The following is a 20,541-nucleotide window of genomic DNA, read 5'->3' as shown; positions in this document are numbered from 1 at the left end:
CCACGCTCAACTTTTACGCGAAGAGCCCTGCATGGCCAGTTTGATCAGTGGGATCAAGCCGGCGCCGAGGCGCACCAGGCGCGTCAGGCTGCTGATGCCGCCGCCCTTGGCGCCTTTGCCGGTAAAGAAACCCATCAGCGTCACCGCGGCCACGCCCCACAGCGGCGCGTGCTTGATGCCCAGGCTGTCCTGCCAGTTGCTCCCCAGGTTGCGCACCTTGTTCAGGGGCAGCATCAGTTGCTGGGACTCGTGGCGGATCTCCTGACGGTGCATTTCCATGCGCAGGCGGATCAACGCCTTGCGCATTTCCCGGCGGGAAGTGGTTTTCGGGATTTCAGTGATGCTCATGGCAGCAGGCGCTCCCGGTCATTGGCCAGCTCTTCGAGGGTGGCGTGGAACGGCGTGGATTCATCGAACACCGCCGCCTTCAAGCGCACCCCGCAGAACGCGGCGGCCAAGCTGTAGAACACGCAGAGGCAGATGATCCCGGTCAGTCGGTAGCCGGTGTCCCACACCAGGATCATCACCAGGGTCGACAGCCCCACCAGCAACAACAGCGCAAACACTAGCGCCAGGCCGGCAAACAGCAACAGGCTGACGGTGCGGGCTTTCTGTTCCTGCAATTCAATGCCAAACAATTCGACGTGGCTATGCAGCAAGCCCAGCACGGCCGCGCCCAGACGTCTTGATGTGGTGCCCGTGGACGAGCCCGTTTCGCCGATAGACATGATTAGCGCCTTGTGGCCAGCAGGCCGATCAGAAAGCCCACGCCGGCAGCAATGCCCACCGACTGCCAAGGGTTGGCCTGTACATAATCTTCGGTCGCAGTGACCGCCGCCTGACCGCGTTCGCGCAGGGAATCTTCGGTCAGTTGCAGGGTTTCGCGGGCCTTGAGCAGGCTTTCGTGGATCTTGCTGCGCAGCTCGTCAGCCTGGTCGCCCGCCAGCACCTTGGTGTCATCCAGCAACTTTTCGGTGTCGCTTACCAGGGTTTGAAAATCCGCCATCAGTATTTCTTGAGCAGTCTTTGCAGTTCTTCTGGCCATGGTTATCTCCGTGATTGGCTGATCTGTAGGTTTCGAGTCACCGGCTTCGGTGAAGGTTCAGTGCAATTGTGTGGTACAGCTTTTGCTTTGCCTTGGTGCGCAGGCCCGAAGGCTTGCGCTGAATCTGGGCGGTCAGGCAGGAAGCCTTGAAAAACCTTACCCTAAATAACTGAAATTCGCGGAAAAACCCTGTCGGCAACGGCCTGTTGTGTTGATCGCTGCGCTAAAGCGGTTCACGCCCTCTAAAGAGGGGTGGGACCGGCGGTGCCAATTTAGTGCGCGCAATTGAGGCTTGAACCGCTTTGGTGCTTTTTGCCTTTATCGCAGGCCTGCCAATCTCCATGGAAAATGTGCAAAGTGCAGTGGACACCCTCGTCCATAGTTCCAATACCCTGTTTATCCTGATCGGGGCGGTCATGGTCCTGGCCATGCACGCCGGCTTCGCGTTCCTCGAAGTCGGTACGGTGCGCCAGAAGAACCAGGTCAACGCCTTGTCGAAGATCCTCAGCGACTTCGCCATCTCCACCCTGGCCTATTTCTTTATAGGCTATTGGATCTCTTATGGCGTGAGCTTCATGCAACCGGCGGCGGTGATCAGCGCCGATCACGGCTATGGCCTGGTGAAGTTTTTCTTCCTGCTGACCTTTGCGGCGGCGATCCCGGCGATCATTTCCGGGGGCATTGCCGAGCGTGCAAGGTTTGCTCCACAGCTCTGCGCGACCGCGTTGATCGTGGCGTTTATCTATCCGTTTTTCGAAGGCATGGTGTGGAACGGCAATTTCGGTCTGCAGGCCTGGTTGCTCGCGACCTTTGGCGCCAGCTTCCATGATTTCGCGGGTTCCGTGGTGGTGCACGCTATGGGGGGGTGGCTGGCGTTGGCGGCGGTGTTGCTGCTGGGGCCGCGCAACGGGCGTTATCGAGAAGGGCGCCTGGTGGCGTTTGCACCGTCGAGCATTCCATTCCTGGCGTTGGGGTCGTGGATCCTGATCGTCGGCTGGTTCGGCTTCAACGTGATGAGCGCGCAGACGTTGAACGGCGTCAGCGGCCTGGTCGCCGTCAACTCGCTGATGGCCATGGTCGGCGGTACGGTTGCGGCCCTGATCATCGGCCGCAACGACCCAGGCTTCCTGCACAACGGCCCGTTGGCCGGGTTGGTGGCGATTTGCGCCGGCTCCGACCTGATGCACCCGGTAGGCGCGCTGGTCACCGGGGCCGTCGCGGGTGGCCTGTTTGTGTGGTTCTTCATCGCCGCCCAGGATCGCTGGAAGATTGACGATGTACTCGGTGTGTGGCCGTTGCACGGCTTGTGTGGCGTGTGGGGCGGCATTGCCTGCGGTATTTTCGGCCAGACCGCCCTGGGTGGCCTGGGCGGCGTGAGCCTGATCAGCCAGTTGATCGGCACGGCCCTTGGCGTGCTGGTGGCGCTGGTCGGCGGCCTGGTGGTGTATGGCGTGATCAAGCGTGTATACGGGCTGCGCTTGAGCCAGGAACAGGAGTATTACGGCGCGGACCTGTCGATCCACAAGATCGGCGCGGTCAGTCAGGATTGATCGGCTCGTCTGCCTGCCGATAAAAACCGTGCAGCAGGCGATAGCGGTTCTGCCGCACTTCATCCACCCGCGCCTGGACCTGTTGGTCCGGCAGGCCCAGCAGGATCAGGGCGTGAGAGGCGAGCATCAGGCTCGACTCCAGCAACTCGGGCACTACTTCACTGGCGCCCGCGGCTTTCAGTTCAGCTAACTGGCTGTCATCGCGGGTGCGCACCAGGATCGGCACGTCGGCGTTGATCCGACGCGCTTCCTTCAACACCACCAGCGCAACATCGGTGTTGTCCACGGCAATTACCACCAATCGCGCACGTTCCAGGCCTACTGCGCTGAGCAATGCGCCACGCCGACAATCGCCGTAATGCACGCTGCTGTCTTCGGTGGCGGCTTCCTGCACGCGTTCCGGGTCGTCGTCCAACGCGATGAACACCTGTTGCTCTTTGCGCAGAAAACGTCCGATGGATTGGCCGACGCGGCCATAGCCACAAATCACCGCGTGCCCGCGTAACTCTGCGTTGAGCGCGGTGATTTCTTCCAACTGCACCTGCTGGTTGGGCTTGCGATGCAGCCGCAGGGCGATGCCGGGTGCGGCGCGCAACAGCAGCGGTGTGAGCAACATCGAGCAAAAGGTGGCCGCGAGCAGTAAGCCGTTGAATTCGTCAGGTATCAACCGGCTCTGCTGCATCTGTGCCATCAACGCAAAGCAGAACTCACCGCCCTGGGCCAGGGCCAGGCCGCTGCGCCAGGCGGTTTCACTGTCGCTGCCGCGCAACTTGACCAGCACGCCGACCACACAACCTTTGACCAGCATCAGCGTAAGCGTCAGCCCGAGGATCAGCAGGCTATGGCTGACAAACAATTGCAGGTCGATCAGCATGCCGATGCTGACAAAAAACAACCCCAGCAGGATGTCGCGAAACGGCCGGATATCCGCCTCGATCTGGTGGCGGTAGTGGCTTTCGCCCAGCAGCATGCCGGCCAGGAAAGCCCCCAGAGCCGGGGAGAGCCCTAGCAGGTGAGTGAGCCAGGCGGTCAACAACACAATCACCAGTGCCAGCAGCACGAACAGCTCCGCTGAATGGGAGGCGGCCACTTCATGAAACAGGCGCGGCAACAACCAGCGACTGGCCAATAGCAGGCCGACAAACAGCACCACGGTCTTGCCCAGTGTCAGGGGCAGCGCCCAATACCAGGCTTGCTCGCCAGTGCCAGCGAACACCGGCACCAGGGTCAGCAGCAATACGGCCACCACATCCTGGAACAGCAACACGCCAATCGCGTTCTGGCCATGGCTACTGAAGATTTCCCCGAGGCTGGTCAGCTCCTTGCTGACGATGGCTGTGGACGACAGTGCCAGTCCTGCACCCAGCAATAAGGCGATCCCAGGCGCCACCCCCAGGGCCATCAACAATAGTCCCAGCAGCACGCCGCAGCCCAGCACCTGCAAGCTGCCCAGGCCAAACACCACACGGCGCAAGGCAAGCATCTTGGTCAGGGAAAACTCCAGGCCCAGGGAAAACAGCAGGAACACCACGCCCAGTTCGGCCAGGTCGGGCAGTTCTTCGCTGTCATTCACCCAATCCAATGCAGTGGGCCCCACGGCCAAGCCGACGCACAGGTAGCCCAGCACGGGTGGCAATTGCAGGCGACGAAACAGCGCAATCACCACCAGGGATGAGGCCAGGATAATCAGCAGGTTGGCAAACACACGCATCTCCGTTGCAGGGGGGCAGGCAAAAAGCCGCGAGAATCGCTGAAACAGTTATAGGTCATGGTGACCTGGGTCAGGGTTTATAGAGTGGGCTTCGGCGGTCACCGGGCTTAGAATGTGTGCCTGTTTTCTGATCAGGTCCATTCGTCATGCTTCCTGAATGCCAGTTGTTCGGCACCCTGGGTTGCCACCTGTGTGAGTTTGCCGAAGCCGAAATCATGCCGCTCGTCGAACACGGGTTGCTGGTGGAATTGGTGGACATCACCGATCCCGAGGACCTGACCGAAGCCTACGGCCTGCGGATTCCGGTACTTCGCCGAATAGACACCGGGGCGGAACTGGATTGGCCATTCGACACACAACAGGTTGTTGCCTTCCTTCGTTAGGTTTATGCGATGGCAGGTTTCCAAATATTAAGTTACTGTATGTTTGTACAGCGATTGAATTGAGGGAACGCCCGTGGTGAATGTCGAACAACTGAAAAGCAGCGTCAATCGCATGTCCGCCAACGTCGTGCGCGACGCGGTGAACGAGCTGCGCCTCGATGGCTTGGTCACGGAAGGCAAGACGCCGTTTAACAAAGTGCATTTCAATACCTGCTTTGCCGAGATCGAGGCGCTGTTCCAGCGCGCCGGTTACCATAAGCAGTTGGATGTGGTGGGTTACCAGGGCTTGTTGTACGCGTTGTACGATCCGGGCCGCTGGGAAGCAGTTGACGTGTTGCGTTGGCTCAAGGAATTCACCGAGGCCGCCAGTGCCTCGAAGATTCTGCGGGCAGAGTTGGCCAAGGCCTGAGATCCGCCCTAGGCTCAATCCCGCGCAATGCGGGATAATGCCCGCCGGTTTTGTCACAGGCTTTGAGCATTTCATGTCCACCTCCGGTTTTTCCGCGTCCCAGCACCAAGCCAGCACCCTGTATCTGCCGCCAGGCCCTTGGGCGACAGTGCTGGATTGTCTGTGCGAGCACTTCCCGGCGATCAGCCGCGAACACTGGCTGGACCGCATCGCCCGGGGGCGGGTGCTGGATATCAACGGCAACCCGATCAGGTTGGACCTGGGCTACAAGGAAGGCCTGTGCATCTATTATTTCCGCGAAGTGCCGAATGAGACAGTCATCCCGGTGCAGGAAACCATTCTGTATGCCGACGAGCATCTGGTGGTCGCTGATAAACCACACTTCCTGCCGGTGACTCCGGCAGGCGAGTACGTCGAGCAAACCCTGCTGCGCCGCCTGATTCGTCGGCTGGATAATCCCTCACTGGTGCCCTTGCACCGCATCGACCGGCACACGGCGGGGCTGGTACTGTTTTCGGTCAATCCGGCCAGTCGTTCCGCGTATCAGCAACTGTTTCCCACGCGCCAGATCGATAAATTCTACGAAGCCATCGCCCCAGCGTTGCCTGACCTGACCTTTCCCAGGGTGCATAAAAGCCGACTGGTCGATGGCGAGCCGTTCTTTCGCATGCAGGAAGGGCCTGGCACCGCCAACACCGAAACGGCGGTAGAGGTGCGCGAGAAAAACGGCGATCTGTGGCGCTACGGCCTGTTCCCGGTAACCGGCAAGAAGCACCAGTTGCGTGTGCACATGAGTGCCCTCGGCGCGAGTATTTGCAATGACCCGTTCTACCCTGACGTGATCAAGGACGCGGTAGACGACTACGCCAACCCCCTCAAACTGCTCGCCCAGGGGGTGCGGTTCATCGACCCGGTCACGGGCGAAGAACGCAGTTTCCGCAGCCAGATCACCCTCGACTGGTAACCGCCAGAAACGACAAGGCCCGCGCGAGGCGGGCCTTGTTGGCAAACGCTAAGATTTACAGGTCTTTAACGGTGCGAACCTGATCTTTGTTGATGCGGGTGCGCTTGCCGTCAAGTTGTTCGAATTCGTAGAAACCCGAATCTTCGTTGTATTTCGGGGTGTCGACGGCCTGGATTTCGCGACCGTCATTCAGGGTGATCACTGTTGGCGAAGCGCAACCGGCGAGGGTGGCGAGGCCCAGTGCAAGCATGAGAGCGGCGATGGTCCGTTGAGTCATGAGTTTGTCTCCGAGAGAATACTTTTTAATTGCTGACCTTGTGACGCGCGGGGCGCCGACAAAGTTCCTTGTGCGAGGTTCATTCTGACACGCCCGACGGCGTCTGTAACAGCGCCGGCGTATTAAGGTTGGCCAGGCGCGGGTCATCTGCCGGGCACTCCAGGCCTACGCCGCCCAGTTGCAGGAAGAGCTTGCGCGGGCTGCGCTCGCCGGCGTGCCAGGCCCTCTCCACCGCATCGCGCAGGCCGGTGGGGACGATGCAGATCAACGGTTCCCAGAACGCACCATGGCGCACCATCACCGGCAGCTGCGGGTTGCGTTGCGCGGTCTCACGCAGCGCCTGGATCAGCCCAGCGTCGATATGCGGCACATCGCACGGCAAAATCAGCAGGTGCGCATGGCGTGCGGCGGCGAGTCCCGCACGGATGCCGGCGAGCGGGCCGGGAAAGTCCGGGCTGTCGTCATTCACCAACTGGTCGGCATAGACGGCATAGTGCTGCGGGTTGCGGTTGCACGAGATGATCAGGTCATCCGTGAGCGGCCGCACCAGGCCCTGTAAATGTGCAATCAACGGCTGGCCGCGCCATTCCAGCAGGCCTTTGTCCTGGCCGCCCATACGCTGGCCGCGCCCACCGGACAGCAGCAAAACCGAACAGGGCAGTGGGGACGAATCGATAGGCATGGCAGTTCCGCAGCGGCAGCAAAAGGGGGGGCTGTGATATAACATCGGGCTGTTCCTTCGACAACCGGACCGTGCCATGAAAGCCAAGGCAGATGCGCCCTTCGTACCCCTGAATATCGCGGTATTGACCGTCAGCGACACCCGCAACCTCGAAACCGATACCTCCGGCCAGGTCTTCGTTGACCGACTGACAGCCGCCGGCCATAACCTGGCCGAGCGCGTGCTGCTCAAGGATGACCTCTACAAAATTCGCGCCCAGGTCGCCCACTGGATCGCCGAAGATGTGGTGCAAGTCGTGCTGATCACCGGCGGCACCGGCTTCACCGGCCGTGACAGCACCCCCGAGGCGGTGAGCTGCCTGCTGGATAAGCAGGTCGACGGCTTTGGCGAACTGTTCCGCCAGATTTCCGTGGCCGACATCGGCACGTCCACTGTGCAGTCCCGCGCCCTGGCCGGTCTGGCCAATGGCACCCTGGTGTGCTGCCTGCCGGGCTCGACCAATGCGGTGCGTACCGGCTGGGACGGCATCCTCGCCGAGCAACTGGACAACCGTCACCGCCCATGCAACTTCGTCCCGCACCTGAAACAGGCCGAACCCTGTGAATCCCGTGGGTAAGCCCGGTAAGACTGGCGCACTGCTGCCGGTAGAGGACGCTTTGGCCCAACTGCTGGCCATGGCCGAAGCCGCGCCGATCCGTGAGCAGGACGCCCTGCTGCTGGCGGAGTGCGACGGCCGTGTACTGGCGCAAGACTTGATCTCAACCCTCGACCTGCCGCCGTGGCCAAACAGCGCCATGGACGGTTATGCCGTGCGCCTGGCGGATTGGACCGGCGAACCGCTGGTGGTCAGCCAACGCATTTTCGCAGGCCAGGCGCCACAACCCCTGGCCGCCGGCACCTGCGCCCGCATCTTCACCGGCGCCCCGGTACCGGAAGGGGCAGACTGCGTGGAAATGCAGGAGAACGCCGTGGTCCACGCCGATGAGCGCGTGAGCTTCACCGAGCCCCTGCACCTCGACCAGAACATCCGCCCCCAGGGCCAGGAAACTACCGTAGGCGAGTTGGTATTGTCGGCCGGCACGCGTCTGGGCCCGATTGAACTGGGACTGGCGGCGTCCCTCGGCCATGATCGCCTGGCGGTGATACGCCGCCCGCGCGTGGCGGTGTTGTCGACCGGCGATGAATTGATCGAACCCGGCTTACCGCTTGGGCCGGGGCAGATCTACAACAGTAACCGACGCGTGCTGTGCTCATGGCTTACGCGCATGGGGTGCGAAGTGATTGACGCTGGCATCCTGCCTGATGACTTGGAGCAAACCCGTGCGCGCCTGGGCGGTTTGGGCCGTGTCGACTTGATCCTGTCCACGGGCGGTGTGTCGGTGGGCGAGGCGGATTTCCTTGGGATCGCCCTGCGTGAAGAGGGTGAGCTGGCGTTGTGGAAACTCGCGATCAAACCCGGCAAGCCGCTGACCTTTGGCCACTTCCGTGGCGTGCCGGTGATCGGCCTGCCCGGCAACCCAGCCTCGACGCTGGTCACGTTCGCGCTGCTGGCACGCCCTTATCTGCTGCGCCGTCAAGGTGTGCAAGACGTCGAGCCGCTGCGCTTTGACGTGCCGGTAGGGTTCGAGTGGCCCAAGCCAGGCAACCGCCGCGAATACCTGCGTGGGCGTATCGAACAGGGCAAGGCGATCATCTACCGCAACCAGAGCTCCGGTGTGCTGCGCAGTGCGGCGTGGGCGGAAGGGTTTGTGGAGGTGTTGGAAGGCACGACGCTGGCTATCGGCGATCGGGTCAACTTCATTCCGTTGAGTGAGGTATTTGGCTGACACACAATTCACCGGTGGCGGGGGCACAGTCAAGATAAGTCCTATGAGCCATCCAGAACGGGCAGGTTAATTTTCTGAGTCTTGGTCACTGGAGGCCTGACGATGACTATCCAACCTGCTACTTCCGTTCCTGGCGTGACGGCACCCGCTCACGCCGAACCCGGCTTGCCCACTGCAGCGTCGATCAATTCAAGCACTGCACGTGGGGTTTTGAATCAACTGATCGGCACGCCGCTTTCCGAGAATACTTATCGGGAGCGGCTTGCCTGCATGATCGCCGATCCGAGCATTACCTCCTGGCAGGCGCTGACGCGTGATCCTGGGCAGTTGCAACGATTGCAGGACAATGAACGGCTGCGGTGGGCCGACCCGGCTGCGGCTGACAAAACCTTGCCGACACTGGCGCAGGCCCTGGGCAAGAAAAATGTCTGGCTGCCCGAGGTGGACAGCCTCAATGCCAACATCCTGAAGAACCTGACCGCACAGGTGGCAGAAAAATACCTGACGCAATTCCAGTCCATTCTTCAAGACCCGGCACCTGCCTTGTCGCAGGATGTCTCGATAGTTCGGGGTGCGCCATCAGCGGGTAAAACCACCTTTCTCACCGGCCAGTTCGCGCTCAACACCGATATTGTCAAGAACATGATCCAAAACCGTATGCCCGGCACGAGCATGTTGCAGGTGCATGACCAGGGCGCGGCGTTGGTTCAGCAGTTCATGAGTCCCATGGAAAAGCGCCTGGGGCAGCCACTGACGCGGGATGCGTTGTACCTGTGGCCAAACGATTTCAACCAGAAAATCGCCGATATCGCACGCTTGAGCCAGGAACCCAAGTTGCATTTCCACGATATCCAGGTGGACCTCGCGACCTTGTGCTGTCGGATTCTCAAGCGCGGCACCGATGAGGCGGTGATGGACTTCAATGTCCTGAGCCAGTTTTTCAGTGCGGGTCTGGAGCATCGTGGCCCGAGTATCGAGTCGGTCAAGAACAGTCAGGACAGGCTTAAGGAGTATTCACTGTCGGCCTGGAACGGTCAGCAGAATGTGCTTGTTGCTCAACGCGCACCCGGTGCCAAGGATTTTGTGATCAAGGATCAAGCCCTGTTCGATAAGGTCACTGCCCGCGATAGCCGTTCCATACAGGCAGAGGTAGAGAGTGTTCGCAACACCGTGGTTGACGCGCCGTTCATCGAGGCCTTCACCGCGCCACTTCCGCCTGCGCAGGCGAGTGCGTTTGGTGCGGCATTGCGGCGGTATGAGGGGCAGACGTTCGAGCAGGCGTTGAAACAGCACGCTCAGCGCAAGCCGGTTGCCACCTCGGTAGCGGCCCGCGTGTTGGCCGGTGTGGTGCCGGGCTGATTCAGTAGTCATCCCCGCGTTCGGTCACGTCGCGCTCTACCGGCGCGGCATCCGGGTCATACCCCACCGGAAACTTGCCCTTCAGCGTCCAGGCAAACGCAATGATCTCGGCAATCGTGCGGTACAGCTCTTCCGGGATACTGTCGCCCAGCTCCATCCGCGCCAGCAGCTTCACCAGCTCGGCGTTTTCATAGATCGGGACTTCATTTTCCCGCGCCAGCTTCAGGATGGCTTCGGCCAGGGCATCGTCGCCCTTGGCGGTCAGGGTCGGCGCCTGCTGGCCGTCGTACTTGAGGGCAATCGCCTGGCGCGGTGGGTTGGCGTTTTTCATGCAGTTTCATCCACCCAGCGTTGCTCCAGTCCGGTCTTCGGCCCGCGCGGCGGGGTGCCGAGGTGGCAATCGAGGTCGCCGACATTGATGCCCGATGTCACCAGGCGCTCGCGCAAGCTGCCCAAGTGACTCTCGATCAAACTGGCGGTGAACGGCCGCGAGGCCCATAGCTGGCTGGACAGTTTGCCCTGGCTTAATTGCGCCTGCACCTGCAGCGGCCCCAGCGGCTCCATGTCGAAAGCCAGTTCGACGCGCCAGAGCATCTGCTTGGCGTCCTTTTTCTCTTTGCGCTCAGGCTGATCCTTGTCCGGCGCCGGCTCTTCGCGCTGGAACTTGACCTGCAACGGCACGATGTCTTGCAACGTGCGCATGGGGATCTCCAACTGCCAGGTGGTTTGCAGGCGGCCATCGGCGGTGGTGCCGGTCTGTTCCAGGCTCGACAGCTGATGGCTCTGCAACCGCGAGATGGCACCAGCGGCCAGGCGCAGCAGGTTTTCCAGGTCGCCTTCGCCTTCCAGTTTCGCCATCAGACGCTCGGGCAGCGGGAAGCCTGCGGGTATCTGTCGGGCGCTGACCTGGCCGAGGGTGTTCAAAGGGCTGCGCACGAAGTTGGGCAGCACTTGGGCCAGGGTGTTGGCGGCGAGGATGGCATTGATGTTGGTGCTGGCGGGCAGGGCCGGCAGCAAGTCGGCGACCAGGCGCAGCAAGGCGCCTTTCATGTCCAGCGGTGGGATTTGCGGGTTTTGCCCGGCGAGCAGCTTGGCTTCCAGAAACGCACCACTGTTCTGGATGACTTGCGCCAGTACCTTGGGATTGCTGACCTGCGCCAGGTCGGGCAGGGCAGCGAGTAAACGCTCGGCGGCGCCGCGCAGCTCGGCGGAAGTGCTGTCGCCGCGTGGCAGGTTCTGCAGCGCAGTGAAGACGGCATCCAGCGAGCCCTGGCGACTTTGCTGGGTCGACAGTTGTTGGGTGACTGCCAGTTGATCCTTGAGTCCGCTCAACGGCACAAAGCTTAAAGTCTGTGCGTTCTGTACCACGGCACTGAGCAGGCTGCCGACGCGCAACGGCTGCGGGCTTTCCACGGTCAGGGTCGTGCCGGTCAGTGCGCTGTTGAGCACGGTCACCAGCGAGCGATAGATCGCCGGTTGCGCCGTGCCCTGGGGCAACATCTGGGTGGTCAGCACCTTAGCCTGAAGCAGCGAGCCCACCGGCATCTGGTTCGTGTCGATGCGGGTGAGGGCGGCGACATTGGCGCTCAAGGCCTGTTGCAGGCTGAGGGTCAGGTTGCCGGTGGGCGTCTGGCTCACCGCCACATTGCTGCCCAACGGCAGCGGCTGTGGGCTGCTGGCCTGCACCAGCGTCTGACGGCCGCCTTCAAGGGTCAACTTGAGCAGCAACTGAAAGGCTTCACCGCCTTGTTTCAGGGCGATGACTTCGGCGTTCGCGGTTTTCCCAGGGTCGATCAGGCCGATCTGCGGCTCCAGCAGTTTCAGCAACTCGCCGGCCGCAGGCGCAAGGCCGGGCCCGGCTGCCGGGGCGGGTGGAAGCGTAGGAAGGTTGATCTCACCGGTCATCGCGCGCATGGTCTCTGGGGAAATTGCCCTCTTTAGAGTAGGGCATCACATGTATAATGCCGCCCGTCTGCAAAGAGAGCGGTAAAAACCTCACAACTATTTGATCCAGCTCTCTAAAATCGGTCGCCAAAGCCGTTATTGTGCATTTCTCTTTAACGGCCGCTGCACCGCCGACTTGAACCGTAAAGGCCCGCGATCTTTTGACCAGCCCTCTTCTTGAAGCCGTAGCGCTCTCCTGTGAACGTGACCTGCGCCTGCTGTTCGAGCACCTCGAACTGCGGCTGGCGGGCGGCGACATGGTGCAGGTCAGCGGCCCCAACGGCAGCGGTAAGACCAGTTTGCTGCGCCTGTTGGCCGGGCTGATGCAGCCGACGGCAGGCGAAGTTCGGCTCAATGGCAAGCCCCTCCACGAACAACGTACCGAACTTGCGCGCAACTTGATCTGGATCGGCCACGCCGCCGGCATCAAGGACGTGCTCACCGCCGAAGAAAACCTCAGTTGGCTCAGCGCCCTGCATCATCGCGCGTCGCGCGACGCCATTTGGCAGGCTCTGGCCGCTGTCGGCCTCAAGGGTTTTGAAGACGTTCCCTGCCACACCTTGTCCGCCGGCCAGCAGCGCCGCGTGGCCCTGGCGCGTCTGTATCTGCCGGGCCCGCCGCTGTGGATTCTCGACGAACCGTTCACCGCCCTCGACAAACAAGGCGTGGCTCAGTTGGAAGAACACCTGGCCCAACATTGCGAGCGGGGCGGTCTGGTCGTTCTCACGACCCACCACACGTTGACGCGTATGCCCGCTGGCTACCGTGATCTTGACCTGGGGCGGTGGTCGGCATGAGTGTATTCGCCCTGTTAGTCGCTCGTGAAGCACGCTTGCTCTGCCGTCGCCCGGCTGAACTGGCCAACCCGCTGGTGTTCTTCGCGATTGTCATCGCGCTGTTCCCGTTGGCGGTCGGCCCCGAGATTAAACTGTTGCAAACCTTGTCCCCAGGACTGGTGTGGGTGGCTGCGCTTTTATCGGTCCTGCTCTCGCTGGACGGGCTGTTTCGCAGTGATTTCGAAGACGGTTCCCTGGAACAGTGGGTCCTTTCGTCGCACCCTCTGCCACTTCTGGTACTGGCCAAGGTACTGGCACACTGGGCTTTTTCCGGCTTGGCGCTAGTCTTGCTCTCGCCGCTGCTGGCGATGATGCTGGGCTTGCCCGTCGAATGCCTGCCGGTGTTGCTCCTGTCCTTGTTGCTCGGTACGCCGGTGCTCAGCCTGTTGGGGGCGGTGGGCGCAGCGTTGACCGTGGGCTTGAAGCGGGGTGGCCTTTTACTTGCCCTGTTGATTCTGCCTTTGTATATCCCGGTGTTGATCCTGGGCAGCGGTGCTTTGCAGGCCGCGCTCATGGGCATGCCGGCGACCGGTTACCTCTTGTGGCTTGGTAGCCTGACCGCCCTGGCGGTAACCCTGACACCCTTTGCTATAGCGGCCGGCCTGAAGATCAGCGTCGGCGAATAATGAGGTCTGGTTAAGCGTTGTCTTAACCAGTAAAGACCCTAAGCTTTTCGCAACGACGAAAAGCTACCGTGATGGAAACAGCAATGAACTGGACCTGGTTTCACAAGCTCGGCTCGCCCAAATGGTTCTATGGCATCAGCGGCAAGCTGCTGCCGTGGTTGAGCGTCGCCGCCGTGTTGCTGATCGGCATCGGCCTGGTCTGGGGCCTGGCCTTCGCGCCGCCGGACTACCAGCAAGGCAACAGCTTTCGCATCATCTATATCCACGTTCCCGCCGCGATGCTGGCCCAGTCCTGCTACGTGATGCTGGCGGTGTGCGGCATCGTCGGCCTGGTGTGGAAGATGAAGCTCGCGGACGTGGCCCTGCAATGCGCCGCGCCCATCGGCGCCTGGATGACCGCAGTCGCGCTGGTCACCGGTGCGATCTGGGGCAAGCCCACCTGGGGCTCGTGGTGGGTGTGGGATGCGCGACTAACGTCCATGTTGATCCTGCTGTTCCTGTACTTCGGTCTGATTGCCCTGGGCAACGCGATCAGCAATCGTGACAGCGCCGCCAAGGCCTGCGCGGTGTTGGCGATTGTTGGGGTGATCAACATCCCGATCATCAAATACTCGGTGGAGTGGTGGAACACCCTGCACCAGGGCGCCACCTTCACCCTCACCGAAAAACCGGCGATGCCGGTAGAGATGTGGGCGCCGCTGCTATTGATGGTGCTGGGGTTCTACTGCTTCTTCGGCGCCGTGCTGCTGATGCGCATGCGCCTCGAAGTGCTCAAGCGTGAAGCCCGCGCCAGCTGGGTCAAGGCCGAAGTGCAAAACAGCCTGGGAGCGCGCGCATGAGTTTTGCTTCTTTCAGCGAGTTTCTCGCCATGGGCCATCACGGCCTGTATGTCTGGACGGCCTATGGCATCTGCCTGGCGGTGCTGGCCCTCAACGTCGCCGCGCCGATCCTGGCCCGCAAGCGTTACCTGCAACAAGAGGCGCGTCGTCTGCGCCGGGAGACCGATAAGTGAATCCGCTGCGTAGAAAGCGTCTGTTGATCATCCTTGCCATCCTGGCCGGCGTCGGCATTGCCGTGGCCCTGGCCTTGAGTGCCCTGCAGCAGAACATCAACCTGTTCTACACCCCGACCCAGATCGCCAATGGCGAAGCCCCTGTCGATACGCGGATCCGCGCCGGCGGCATGGTGGAGCAGGGCTCGCTGAAGCGTTCCGGTGATTCCCTCGACGTGACCTTCGTCGTCACCGACTTCAACAAAGCCGTGACCATCACCTATCGCGGCATCCTCCCGGACTTGTTCCGCGAAGGCCAAGGTATCGTCGCCCTGGGCAAGCTCAACGCCGACGGCGTGGTGGTGGCCGATGAAGTGCTGGCCAAGCACGATGAGAAATACATGCCGCCGGAAGTCACCAAGGCCCTGAAAGACAGCGGCCAATCCGCGCCAACGCCTGCCAAGGAGGGCTAAGCCATGACGTCCGCACTGTTTATTCCGGAGCTGGGCCAGTTGGCGATGATCCTCGCCCTGTGCTTTGCCGTCGTGCAGGCCGTGGTGCCGCTGCTCGGCGCCTGGCGCGGCGACCGCCTGTGGATGAGCCTGGCGCAACCGGCGGCCTGGGGCCAATTTGCGTTCCTGCTGTTCGCCTTTGGCTGCCTGACCTACGCCTTCATGACCGACGACTTTTCCGTCGCCTACGTCGCCAATAACTCCAATACCGCTTTGCCCTGGTACTACAAGTTCAGCGCCGTGTGGGGCGCCCACGAAGGTTCGCTGCTGCTGTGGGCGCTGATTCTCGGCGGCTGGACCTTTGCCGTGTCGGTGTTCTCGCGCCAACTGCCGCAAGTCATGCTGGCGCGGGTGCTGGCGGTGATGGGCATGATCAGCATCGGCTTCCTGCTGTTCCTGATCATGACGTCCAACCCGTTCAGCCGCATCCTGCCGCAGATTCCTACGGACGGGCATGACCTCAACCCGCTGCTGCAAGACATCGGCCTGATCGTGCACCCGCCGATGCTCTACATGGGTTACGTCGGCTTCTCGGTGGCCTTCGCCTTCGCCATCGCCGCCCTGCTCGGCGGGCGTCTCGATGCGGCCTGGGCGCGCTGGTCGCGGCCGTGGACCATCGTCGCCTGGGCGTTCCTCGGGATTGGTATCACGCTTGGCTCCTGGTGGGCTTATTACGAACTCGGCTGGGGCGGCTGGTGGTTCTGGGACCCGGTGGAAAACGCCTCCTTTATGCCATGGCTGGTGGGCACGGCGCTGATTCACTCGCTGGCCGTCACCGAAAAACGCGGCGTGTTCAAAAGCTGGACCGTGTTGCTGGCCATCGCGGCATTTTCCCTCAGTCTGCTTGGCACTTTCCTGGTGCGTTCGGGCGTGCTGACCTCCGTGCATGCGTTCGCCTCCGACCCTGAGCGCGGCGTGTTCATCCTGATCTTCCTGCTGTTCGTGGTCGGTGGCTCCCTGACGTTGTTTGCGTTGCGCGCGCCAGTGGTCAAGAGCCAGGTCGGTTTCAACCTGTGGTCGCGGGAAACCCTGTTGTTGGGCAATAACCTGGTGCTGGTAGTGGCTGCGTCGATGATCCTGCTCGGTACGCTGTACCCGTTGGTACTGGATGCCCTGAGCGGCGCCAAGCTGTCCGTGGGCCCGCCGTATTTCAACGCGTTGTTCATTCCATTGATGGGCTTGTTGATGGTGGTGATGGCCGTCGGCGTGCTGGTGCGCTGGAAAGACACCCCGGTGAAATGGCTGGCGGGCATGCTGATGCCGGTACTGCTCGGCAGCGTGGCCTTGGCGGTGATCGCCGGGATTGCCTACGGCGACTTCAACTGGGCCGTACTTGCGACCTTCCTGCTCGCCGCCTGGGTATTGCTGGCTGGCGTGCGCGACCTCTTCGACAAGACCCGCCACAAAGGCCTGATCAAAGGCCTGCCCAGCCTGACCCGCAGCTATTGGGGCATGCAGATCGCCCATATCGGCATCGCCGTGTGCGCCCTGGGCGTGGTGCTCTCCAGCCAGAACAGCGCCGAGCGCGACCTGCGCCTGGCACCCGGTGAGTCCATGGACCTGGCCGGTTACCACTTCATCTTCGAGGGTGCCAAGCACTTCGAAGGGCCGAATTTCACGTCGGACAAAGGCACCGTTCGTGTAGTGCGTAACGGCAAGGAAATCGCTGTGCTGCACCCGGAAAAACGCCTGTACACCGTGCAGAGTTCGATGATGACCGAAGCCGGCATCGACGCCGGTTTCACCCGCGACCTGTATGTGGCGTTGGGCGAACCCTTGGGCGACGGCGCCTGGGCCGTGCGCGTGCACGTCAAACCATTCGTGCGTTGGATCTGGTTCGGCGGCCTGCTCACCGGTTTCGGTGGTTTGCTGGCCGCGCTGGACCGGCGTTATCGGGTCAAGGTCAAGAGCCGGGTGCGTGAAGCGCTGGGCCTGCAAGGAGCGGCGGTATGAAGCGTTGGTTGATGGTTGTGCCGCTGGCGATGTTTCTGCTGGTGGCCGTGTTCCTTTACCGCGGTCTGTACCTGGACCCGGCCGAGCTGCCTTCGGCGATGATCGGCAAACCGTTCCCAGCGTTTTCGTTGCCGACCGTGCAGGGCGATAAAACCCTTACCCAGGCCGACCTGCTGGGCAAACCGGCACTGGTCAACGTGTGGGGCACCTGGTGCATCTCCTGCCGCGTCGAACACCCGGTGCTGAATAAGCTTGCTGAGAAGGGCGTAGTGATCTACGGCATCAACTACAAGGACGACAATGCGGCGGCCTTGAAGTGGCTGGCCGAGTTCCACAACCCGTACCAGCTGGATATCCGCGATGAAGACGGCAACCTCGGCCTGAACCTCGGCGTCTATGGCGCCCCGGAAACCTTCTTCATCGATGCCAAAGGCGTGATCCGCGACAAGTACGTCGGCGTGATCGACGAGGTGGTGTGGCGTGAGCAACTGGCTGCCAAGTACCAGGCGCTGGTCGATGAGGCCAAGCCATGAAGCGTCTGTTAGCCGCTGCGGTGCTGGTGCTGGGGTTGGCCGGCGTCGCCCACGCCGCCATCGACACCTACGAATTCGCCAAGGACGGTGACCGCGAGCGCTTTCGCGAATTGACCAAGGAACTGCGCTGCCCCAAGTGCCAGAACCAGGACATCGCCGACTCCAACGCACCCATCGCCGCCGACCTGCGCAAAGAGATCTTCCGCATGCTGGGGGAGGGCAAGGACAACCAGCAGATCATCGACTTCATGGTCGACCGCTACGGTGATTTCGTGCGCTACAAGCCGGCGCTCACCGGCAAGACCGCGCTGCTTTGGTTCGGCCCTGCCGGGCTGTTGTTGGCGGGCGTGGTGGTGATGGCGGTGATCGTGCGCCGCCGCCGCGCCGCGCCGACTGACGGTTCCGACGCGCTGTCCTTAGATGAGCGTAAACGCCTCGACCAATTGCTGGACACCAAGACTGATGATTGATTTCTGGCTCGCAGCCGGCTTGCTGCTTCTAATTGCCCTGAGTTTCCTGCTGATCCCTGTACTGCGCGGCCGTCGTGCCCAGCGTGAAGAGGATCGCACCGCGCTGAACGTTGCGCTCTACCAAGAACGTGTGGCCGAGTTGCAAGTGCAGCAGGACGAAGGCGTGCTCAACGCCGCTCAACTCGACACGGGCCGCGCCGAAGCCGCCCGCGAATTGCTGGCCGACACCGAAGGCGTGGAAAAACCGCGCGAATCGCGCCTGGGCAAGCCATTGCCATTTTTGGCGGCGTTTTTGGTGCCTGTCCTGGGCGTTGCGCTGTACCTGCATTACGGCGCCAGCGACAAGGTTGAACTGACCCGTGAATTCTCCCAACCGCCGGTGTCCATGGAAGACATGACCCAGCGCCTGGAACGCGCCGCCGCCGCCCAGCCGGACTCGGCGGAAGGCCTGTACTTCCTCGGTCGCGCCTACATGGCCCAGGACCGTTCCGCCGATGCGGCCAAGGTCTTCGAACGCACCGTGGCCCTTGCCGGGCGCCAGCCGGAGTTGCTCGGCCAATGGGCCCAGGCGCAATACTTTGCCGACAATAAACAGTGGTCGCCCAAGGTTCAGGCGCTGACCGATGAAGCGTTGAAGCTGGATCCGAAGGAAGTCACCAGCCTTGGTCTGCTCGGTATCGCGGCGTTTGAAGGCCAGCGTTATCAGGAAGCGATCGACTATTGGAACCGGCTGTTGGCGCAACTGCCACCGGAAGACAATTCCCGTGCAGCCCTTCAAGGTGGCATTGATCGCGCAGCTGAGAAGCTGAAAGAAAACGGCGGCACCGTCGCCCCTCAAAAAGCCGCGATGAAAGTTCGGGTGGATCTGAGCGCCGACGTGAAGGCCAAAGCCCTGCCCACTGACAGCGTATTCATCTTCGCCCGCGCGGTCTCTGGCCCACCGGCGCCATTGGCGGCAAAGCGCGTCACGGTTGGCGAACTGCCGATCACCGTCGAACTGGGTGATGCCGACGCGATGATGCCGCAGTTGAAACTGTCGAACTTCCCCGAAGTCCAACTGGTTGCGCGCATATCCCGGGCCGGTGTTCCGACCGCTGGCGAATGGATCGGCCGCAGCCAACCCTTGGCCAGCACCACCACTGCCGTGCAGCAGCTGACCATCGACAGTCCGGACAAGTAAATCGAGGAAACGCCTATGACCGCATTTGCACGCATCACCTTGCTCAGCCTGGTATTGGGGCTGAGCGCTTGTGCGGTCCACCGCCCACCTCCGGCACCCACCGGCCCGACCATCCCACCGGCAGGCCCGTCGACCCAGCCGAGCACCAAGCCCTCGGGCCCGGTGACTCCAGCACCGAAACCCGTGCCCACCAAATCCGCGACCTTCGCTCCACCACCGGGCGCCGTGAGCCACTGGGACGGCAAGATGCAGGTGTATGTGCTGGACGAACAGCCCGACACGTTCTACCGCCAGCGCACCTACTACCGCTGGAGCAACGGCTGGAGCCGCTCTATCAGCCCGAACGGGCCGTGGGAAGAGACCGACGTACAGGGCGTACCGCCGGGGTTGAGCAAGCAATACGCGCAATGAAAAAAGGCGACCTTCGGGTCGCCTTTTTCACGCCTGTACGTAATTGCACCCTTGTAAAAACCGACGTGCCGGCAAAAAACGCCCACGCGCCACGCCCCTCCTGAATGCCCGCGTCATCGTTAACGACCATCGCTGGCAAGCCAGCTCCTACAGGCGGTTTTTCATCCACTTGGAAGGGTGATGCGTCATTCCATGCACGTTTTGGGCGTGATACGGATACTTTGTGCCCCGGCCATTTCGCTGCTCAGCGCGGGCTCTTTAGTCGCCGTGAACACCAAGGGGGAAGGATCGCTCTTGGCCAGCGCGGCGTTCACCTGTGCCATGAACGTCTCTTCACTTTTGGCATAGAAAATCCATTGCACCTGCTGGTCAGCTGTCACCGTGCACACAAACTTCGCAAGCCCTTGCGCCTCCACGGCCGGCACGACCTGCTCGCGCATCTGGCCCATCCTGTAGACGTCGCCCGGTCCAGGTACCGGGTAAGGCGAGTCGTACTTCCAGATGATCCTGACTTTGTAAGGCAGCGCCTGTTTTTCCGCCACCGAGATCGAGCGTTCGCCCTGGTAGTTCAGGACCTTGGGGGTTTGCGGGAAATCGGCCTCCTGATAACCGTCCGGCCCTGTTTCGGCCAAGGGTTGCCGGCCCGGGGGGGTGTCGAGCACAGCGAGGACGTCCTTGAGCATTTTCGTTTTCTGCGCTTCCCGGTCTGCTGCGCACCGCTCGAAGGCCTCGCTGTTCGCAGGGCCTTTGTCCAGGCAGTGATCACGCTGGGCGGTGGGCTGTGGGCCAGCATGTGAACAGCCGGCGAGCAGCAGGCTGGCCAACGCTATCCCACGCATTCGGTGATGAGTGTTCAAACGGAGTTTGTCAGTGAGCATG

At 61.8% G+C, this 20,541-nt stretch carries 26 protein-coding genes; 17 read left to right on the top strand and 9 right to left on the bottom strand.

Annotated elements, in window-relative coordinates; all coding sequences use genetic code 11:
• Positions 1-6: 6 nt before the first annotated feature.
• The 3 genes from EJ576_RS21670 to EJ576_RS21660 are packed head-to-tail and all read right to left on the bottom strand — an operon-like array spanning position 7 to position 1,045.
• A complete protein-coding gene (locus EJ576_RS21670; protein WP_122725192.1) occupies positions 7-348 on the bottom strand; it encodes a hypothetical protein in 342 nt (113 codons plus the stop codon).
• Entirely contained in the window at positions 345-728 is a 384-nt protein-coding gene (locus EJ576_RS21665; protein WP_012723020.1) for a phage holin family protein, read from the bottom strand. The genes EJ576_RS21670 and EJ576_RS21665 overlap by 4 nt, the downstream gene beginning before the upstream one ends.
• Positions 729-730: 2 nt before the next feature.
• Positions 731-1,045 carry a YqjD family protein gene (locus tag EJ576_RS21660; RefSeq protein ID WP_010211812.1) on the bottom strand — a complete coding sequence of 105 codons (315 nt, stop codon included), beginning with the start codon at positions 1,043-1,045 and terminating at the stop codon, positions 731-733.
• A 341-nt stretch (positions 1,046-1,386) separates the two neighbouring features.
• On the opposite strand from EJ576_RS21660, the gene EJ576_RS21655 reads away from it, so the two are divergent.
• A complete protein-coding gene (locus EJ576_RS21655; protein ID WP_126571042.1) occupies positions 1,387-2,595 on the top strand; it encodes an ammonium transporter in 1,209 nt (402 codons plus the stop codon).
• On the opposite strand, the gene EJ576_RS21650 is transcribed toward EJ576_RS21655, so the two are convergent.
• Entirely contained in the window at positions 2,582-4,306 is a 1,725-nt protein-coding gene (locus tag EJ576_RS21650) for a monovalent cation:proton antiporter-2 (CPA2) family protein (protein ID WP_126571041.1), read from the bottom strand. The two genes, EJ576_RS21655 and EJ576_RS21650, sit on opposite strands and share 14 nt — an antisense overlap.
• A 146-nt stretch (positions 4,307-4,452) precedes the next feature.
• Between EJ576_RS21650 and EJ576_RS21645 the strand changes: the two genes are divergently transcribed.
• The 3 genes from EJ576_RS21645 (at position 4,453) to EJ576_RS21635 (ending at position 6,062) form a co-directional block, all read left to right on the top strand.
• Complete coding sequence (locus tag EJ576_RS21645; protein WP_122725196.1) at positions 4,453-4,689, top strand: glutaredoxin family protein; 237 nt, start codon at positions 4,453-4,455, stop codon at positions 4,687-4,689.
• A gap of 73 nt (positions 4,690-4,762) precedes the next feature.
• Positions 4,763-5,098: a hypothetical protein gene (locus EJ576_RS21640; RefSeq protein WP_028615675.1), complete on the top strand. Its 336-nt coding sequence runs from the start codon at positions 4,763-4,765 to the stop codon at positions 5,096-5,098.
• Positions 5,099-5,171: 73 nt separating this feature from the next.
• Positions 5,172-6,062: a pseudouridine synthase gene (locus EJ576_RS21635; RefSeq protein WP_122725501.1), complete on the top strand. Its 891-nt coding sequence runs from the start codon at positions 5,172-5,174 to the stop codon at positions 6,060-6,062.
• A gap of 55 nt (positions 6,063-6,117) precedes the next feature.
• Here the strand turns inward: EJ576_RS21635 and EJ576_RS21630 are convergent, their stop codons facing one another.
• Entirely contained in the window at positions 6,118-6,339 is a 222-nt protein-coding gene (locus tag EJ576_RS21630) for a YgdI/YgdR family lipoprotein (RefSeq protein WP_010211805.1), read from the bottom strand.
• A gap of 79 nt (positions 6,340-6,418) precedes the next feature.
• Complete coding sequence (gene mobA / locus EJ576_RS21625) at positions 6,419-7,021, bottom strand: molybdenum cofactor guanylyltransferase MobA (protein ID WP_126571040.1); 603 nt, start codon at positions 7,019-7,021, stop codon at positions 6,419-6,421.
• 76 nt (positions 7,022-7,097) lie between these two features.
• On the opposite strand from mobA, the gene moaB reads away from it, so the two are divergent.
• From moaB to EJ576_RS21610, 3 genes are all read left to right on the top strand, one after another.
• The gene (gene moaB, locus EJ576_RS21620) at positions 7,098-7,637 is read left to right on the top strand and encodes a molybdenum cofactor biosynthesis protein B (RefSeq protein WP_099586781.1); all 540 of its coding nucleotides are present in this window, start codon (positions 7,098-7,100) and stop codon (positions 7,635-7,637) included.
• On the top strand, positions 7,621-8,847 hold the full coding sequence (gene glp, locus EJ576_RS21615) for a gephyrin-like molybdotransferase Glp (RefSeq protein ID WP_126571039.1): 1,227 nt from the start codon (positions 7,621-7,623) through the stop codon (positions 8,845-8,847). The genes moaB and glp overlap by 17 nt, the downstream gene beginning before the upstream one ends.
• 102 nt (positions 8,848-8,949) lie before the next feature.
• Positions 8,950-10,206, top strand: a complete 1,257-nt coding sequence (locus EJ576_RS21610) for a hypothetical protein (protein WP_126571038.1) — start codon at positions 8,950-8,952, stop codon at positions 10,204-10,206.
• 1 nt (position 10,207) lies between these two features.
• On the opposite strand, the gene EJ576_RS21605 is transcribed toward EJ576_RS21610, so the two are convergent.
• Together EJ576_RS21605 and EJ576_RS21600 are read right to left on the bottom strand one after the other, a co-directional pair.
• Positions 10,208-10,537, bottom strand: coding sequence for an EscU/YscU/HrcU family type III secretion system export apparatus switch protein (locus tag EJ576_RS21605; protein ID WP_122725205.1), 330 nt, complete (start codon positions 10,535-10,537; stop codon positions 10,208-10,210).
• Positions 10,534-12,111 carry a flagellar hook-length control protein FliK gene (locus tag EJ576_RS21600; RefSeq protein WP_122725503.1) on the bottom strand — a complete coding sequence of 526 codons (1,578 nt, stop codon included), beginning with the start codon at positions 12,109-12,111 and terminating at the stop codon, positions 10,534-10,536. Before EJ576_RS21600 ends, EJ576_RS21605 begins: the two co-directional genes overlap by 4 nt.
• Positions 12,112-12,311: 200 nt before the next feature.
• On the opposite strand from EJ576_RS21600, the gene ccmA reads away from it, so the two are divergent.
• The 10 genes from ccmA to EJ576_RS21550 all read left to right on the top strand — a co-directional run bounded on the left by ccmA (position 12,312) and on the right by EJ576_RS21550 (position 19,662).
• Positions 12,312-12,947, top strand: coding sequence for a cytochrome c biogenesis heme-transporting ATPase CcmA (gene ccmA / locus EJ576_RS21595; protein WP_122686721.1), 636 nt, complete (start codon positions 12,312-12,314; stop codon positions 12,945-12,947).
• Positions 12,944-13,612, top strand: a complete 669-nt coding sequence (gene ccmB / locus EJ576_RS21590) for a heme exporter protein CcmB (RefSeq protein WP_126571037.1) — start codon at positions 12,944-12,946, stop codon at positions 13,610-13,612. Before ccmA ends, ccmB begins: the two co-directional genes overlap by 4 nt.
• Before the next feature lie 83 nt (positions 13,613-13,695).
• On the top strand, positions 13,696-14,451 hold the full coding sequence (locus tag EJ576_RS21585; RefSeq protein ID WP_028615683.1) for a heme ABC transporter permease: 756 nt from the start codon (positions 13,696-13,698) through the stop codon (positions 14,449-14,451).
• Positions 14,448-14,624 (top strand): heme exporter protein CcmD, encoded by a 177-nt coding sequence (ccmD, locus tag EJ576_RS21580; protein WP_010211791.1) that lies wholly within the window; start codon positions 14,448-14,450, stop codon positions 14,622-14,624. The genes EJ576_RS21585 and ccmD overlap by 4 nt, the downstream gene beginning before the upstream one ends.
• Positions 14,621-15,076 carry a cytochrome c maturation protein CcmE gene (gene ccmE, locus EJ576_RS21575; protein WP_028615684.1) on the top strand — a complete coding sequence of 152 codons (456 nt, stop codon included), beginning with the start codon at positions 14,621-14,623 and terminating at the stop codon, positions 15,074-15,076. Before ccmD ends, ccmE begins: the two co-directional genes overlap by 4 nt.
• A 3-nt stretch (positions 15,077-15,079) precedes the next feature.
• Positions 15,080-17,068 carry a heme lyase CcmF/NrfE family subunit gene (locus tag EJ576_RS21570; RefSeq protein WP_122725215.1) on the top strand — a complete coding sequence of 663 codons (1,989 nt, stop codon included), beginning with the start codon at positions 15,080-15,082 and terminating at the stop codon, positions 17,066-17,068.
• Positions 17,065-17,601: a DsbE family thiol:disulfide interchange protein gene (locus EJ576_RS21565; RefSeq protein ID WP_028615686.1), complete on the top strand. Its 537-nt coding sequence runs from the start codon at positions 17,065-17,067 to the stop codon at positions 17,599-17,601. The genes EJ576_RS21570 and EJ576_RS21565 overlap by 4 nt, the downstream gene beginning before the upstream one ends.
• The gene (locus tag EJ576_RS21560; RefSeq protein WP_126571036.1) at positions 17,598-18,071 is read left to right on the top strand and encodes a cytochrome c-type biogenesis protein; all 474 of its coding nucleotides are present in this window, start codon (positions 17,598-17,600) and stop codon (positions 18,069-18,071) included. The genes EJ576_RS21565 and EJ576_RS21560 overlap by 4 nt, the downstream gene beginning before the upstream one ends.
• On the top strand, positions 18,064-19,251 hold the full coding sequence (gene ccmI, locus EJ576_RS21555) for a c-type cytochrome biogenesis protein CcmI (RefSeq protein ID WP_126571035.1): 1,188 nt from the start codon (positions 18,064-18,066) through the stop codon (positions 19,249-19,251). Before EJ576_RS21560 ends, ccmI begins: the two co-directional genes overlap by 8 nt.
• A gap of 15 nt (positions 19,252-19,266) precedes the next feature.
• Positions 19,267-19,662 carry a hypothetical protein gene (locus EJ576_RS21550; protein ID WP_126571034.1) on the top strand — a complete coding sequence of 132 codons (396 nt, stop codon included), beginning with the start codon at positions 19,267-19,269 and terminating at the stop codon, positions 19,660-19,662.
• Between the two features lie 185 nt (positions 19,663-19,847).
• Here the strand turns inward: EJ576_RS21550 and EJ576_RS21540 are convergent, their stop codons facing one another.
• Entirely contained in the window at positions 19,848-20,540 is a 693-nt protein-coding gene (locus EJ576_RS21540) for a DUF695 domain-containing protein (protein WP_256656631.1), read from the bottom strand.
• Position 20,541 lies beyond the last annotated feature (1 nt).

The organism is Pseudomonas sp. C 49-2 (assembly GCF_003970195.1).
GTDB lineage: Bacteria > Pseudomonadota > Gammaproteobacteria > Pseudomonadales > Pseudomonadaceae > Aquipseudomonas > Aquipseudomonas canadensis.
The sequence above is the reverse complement of the archived record's forward strand: the minus strand, read 5'-3'. Positions and strand labels throughout refer to the sequence as shown.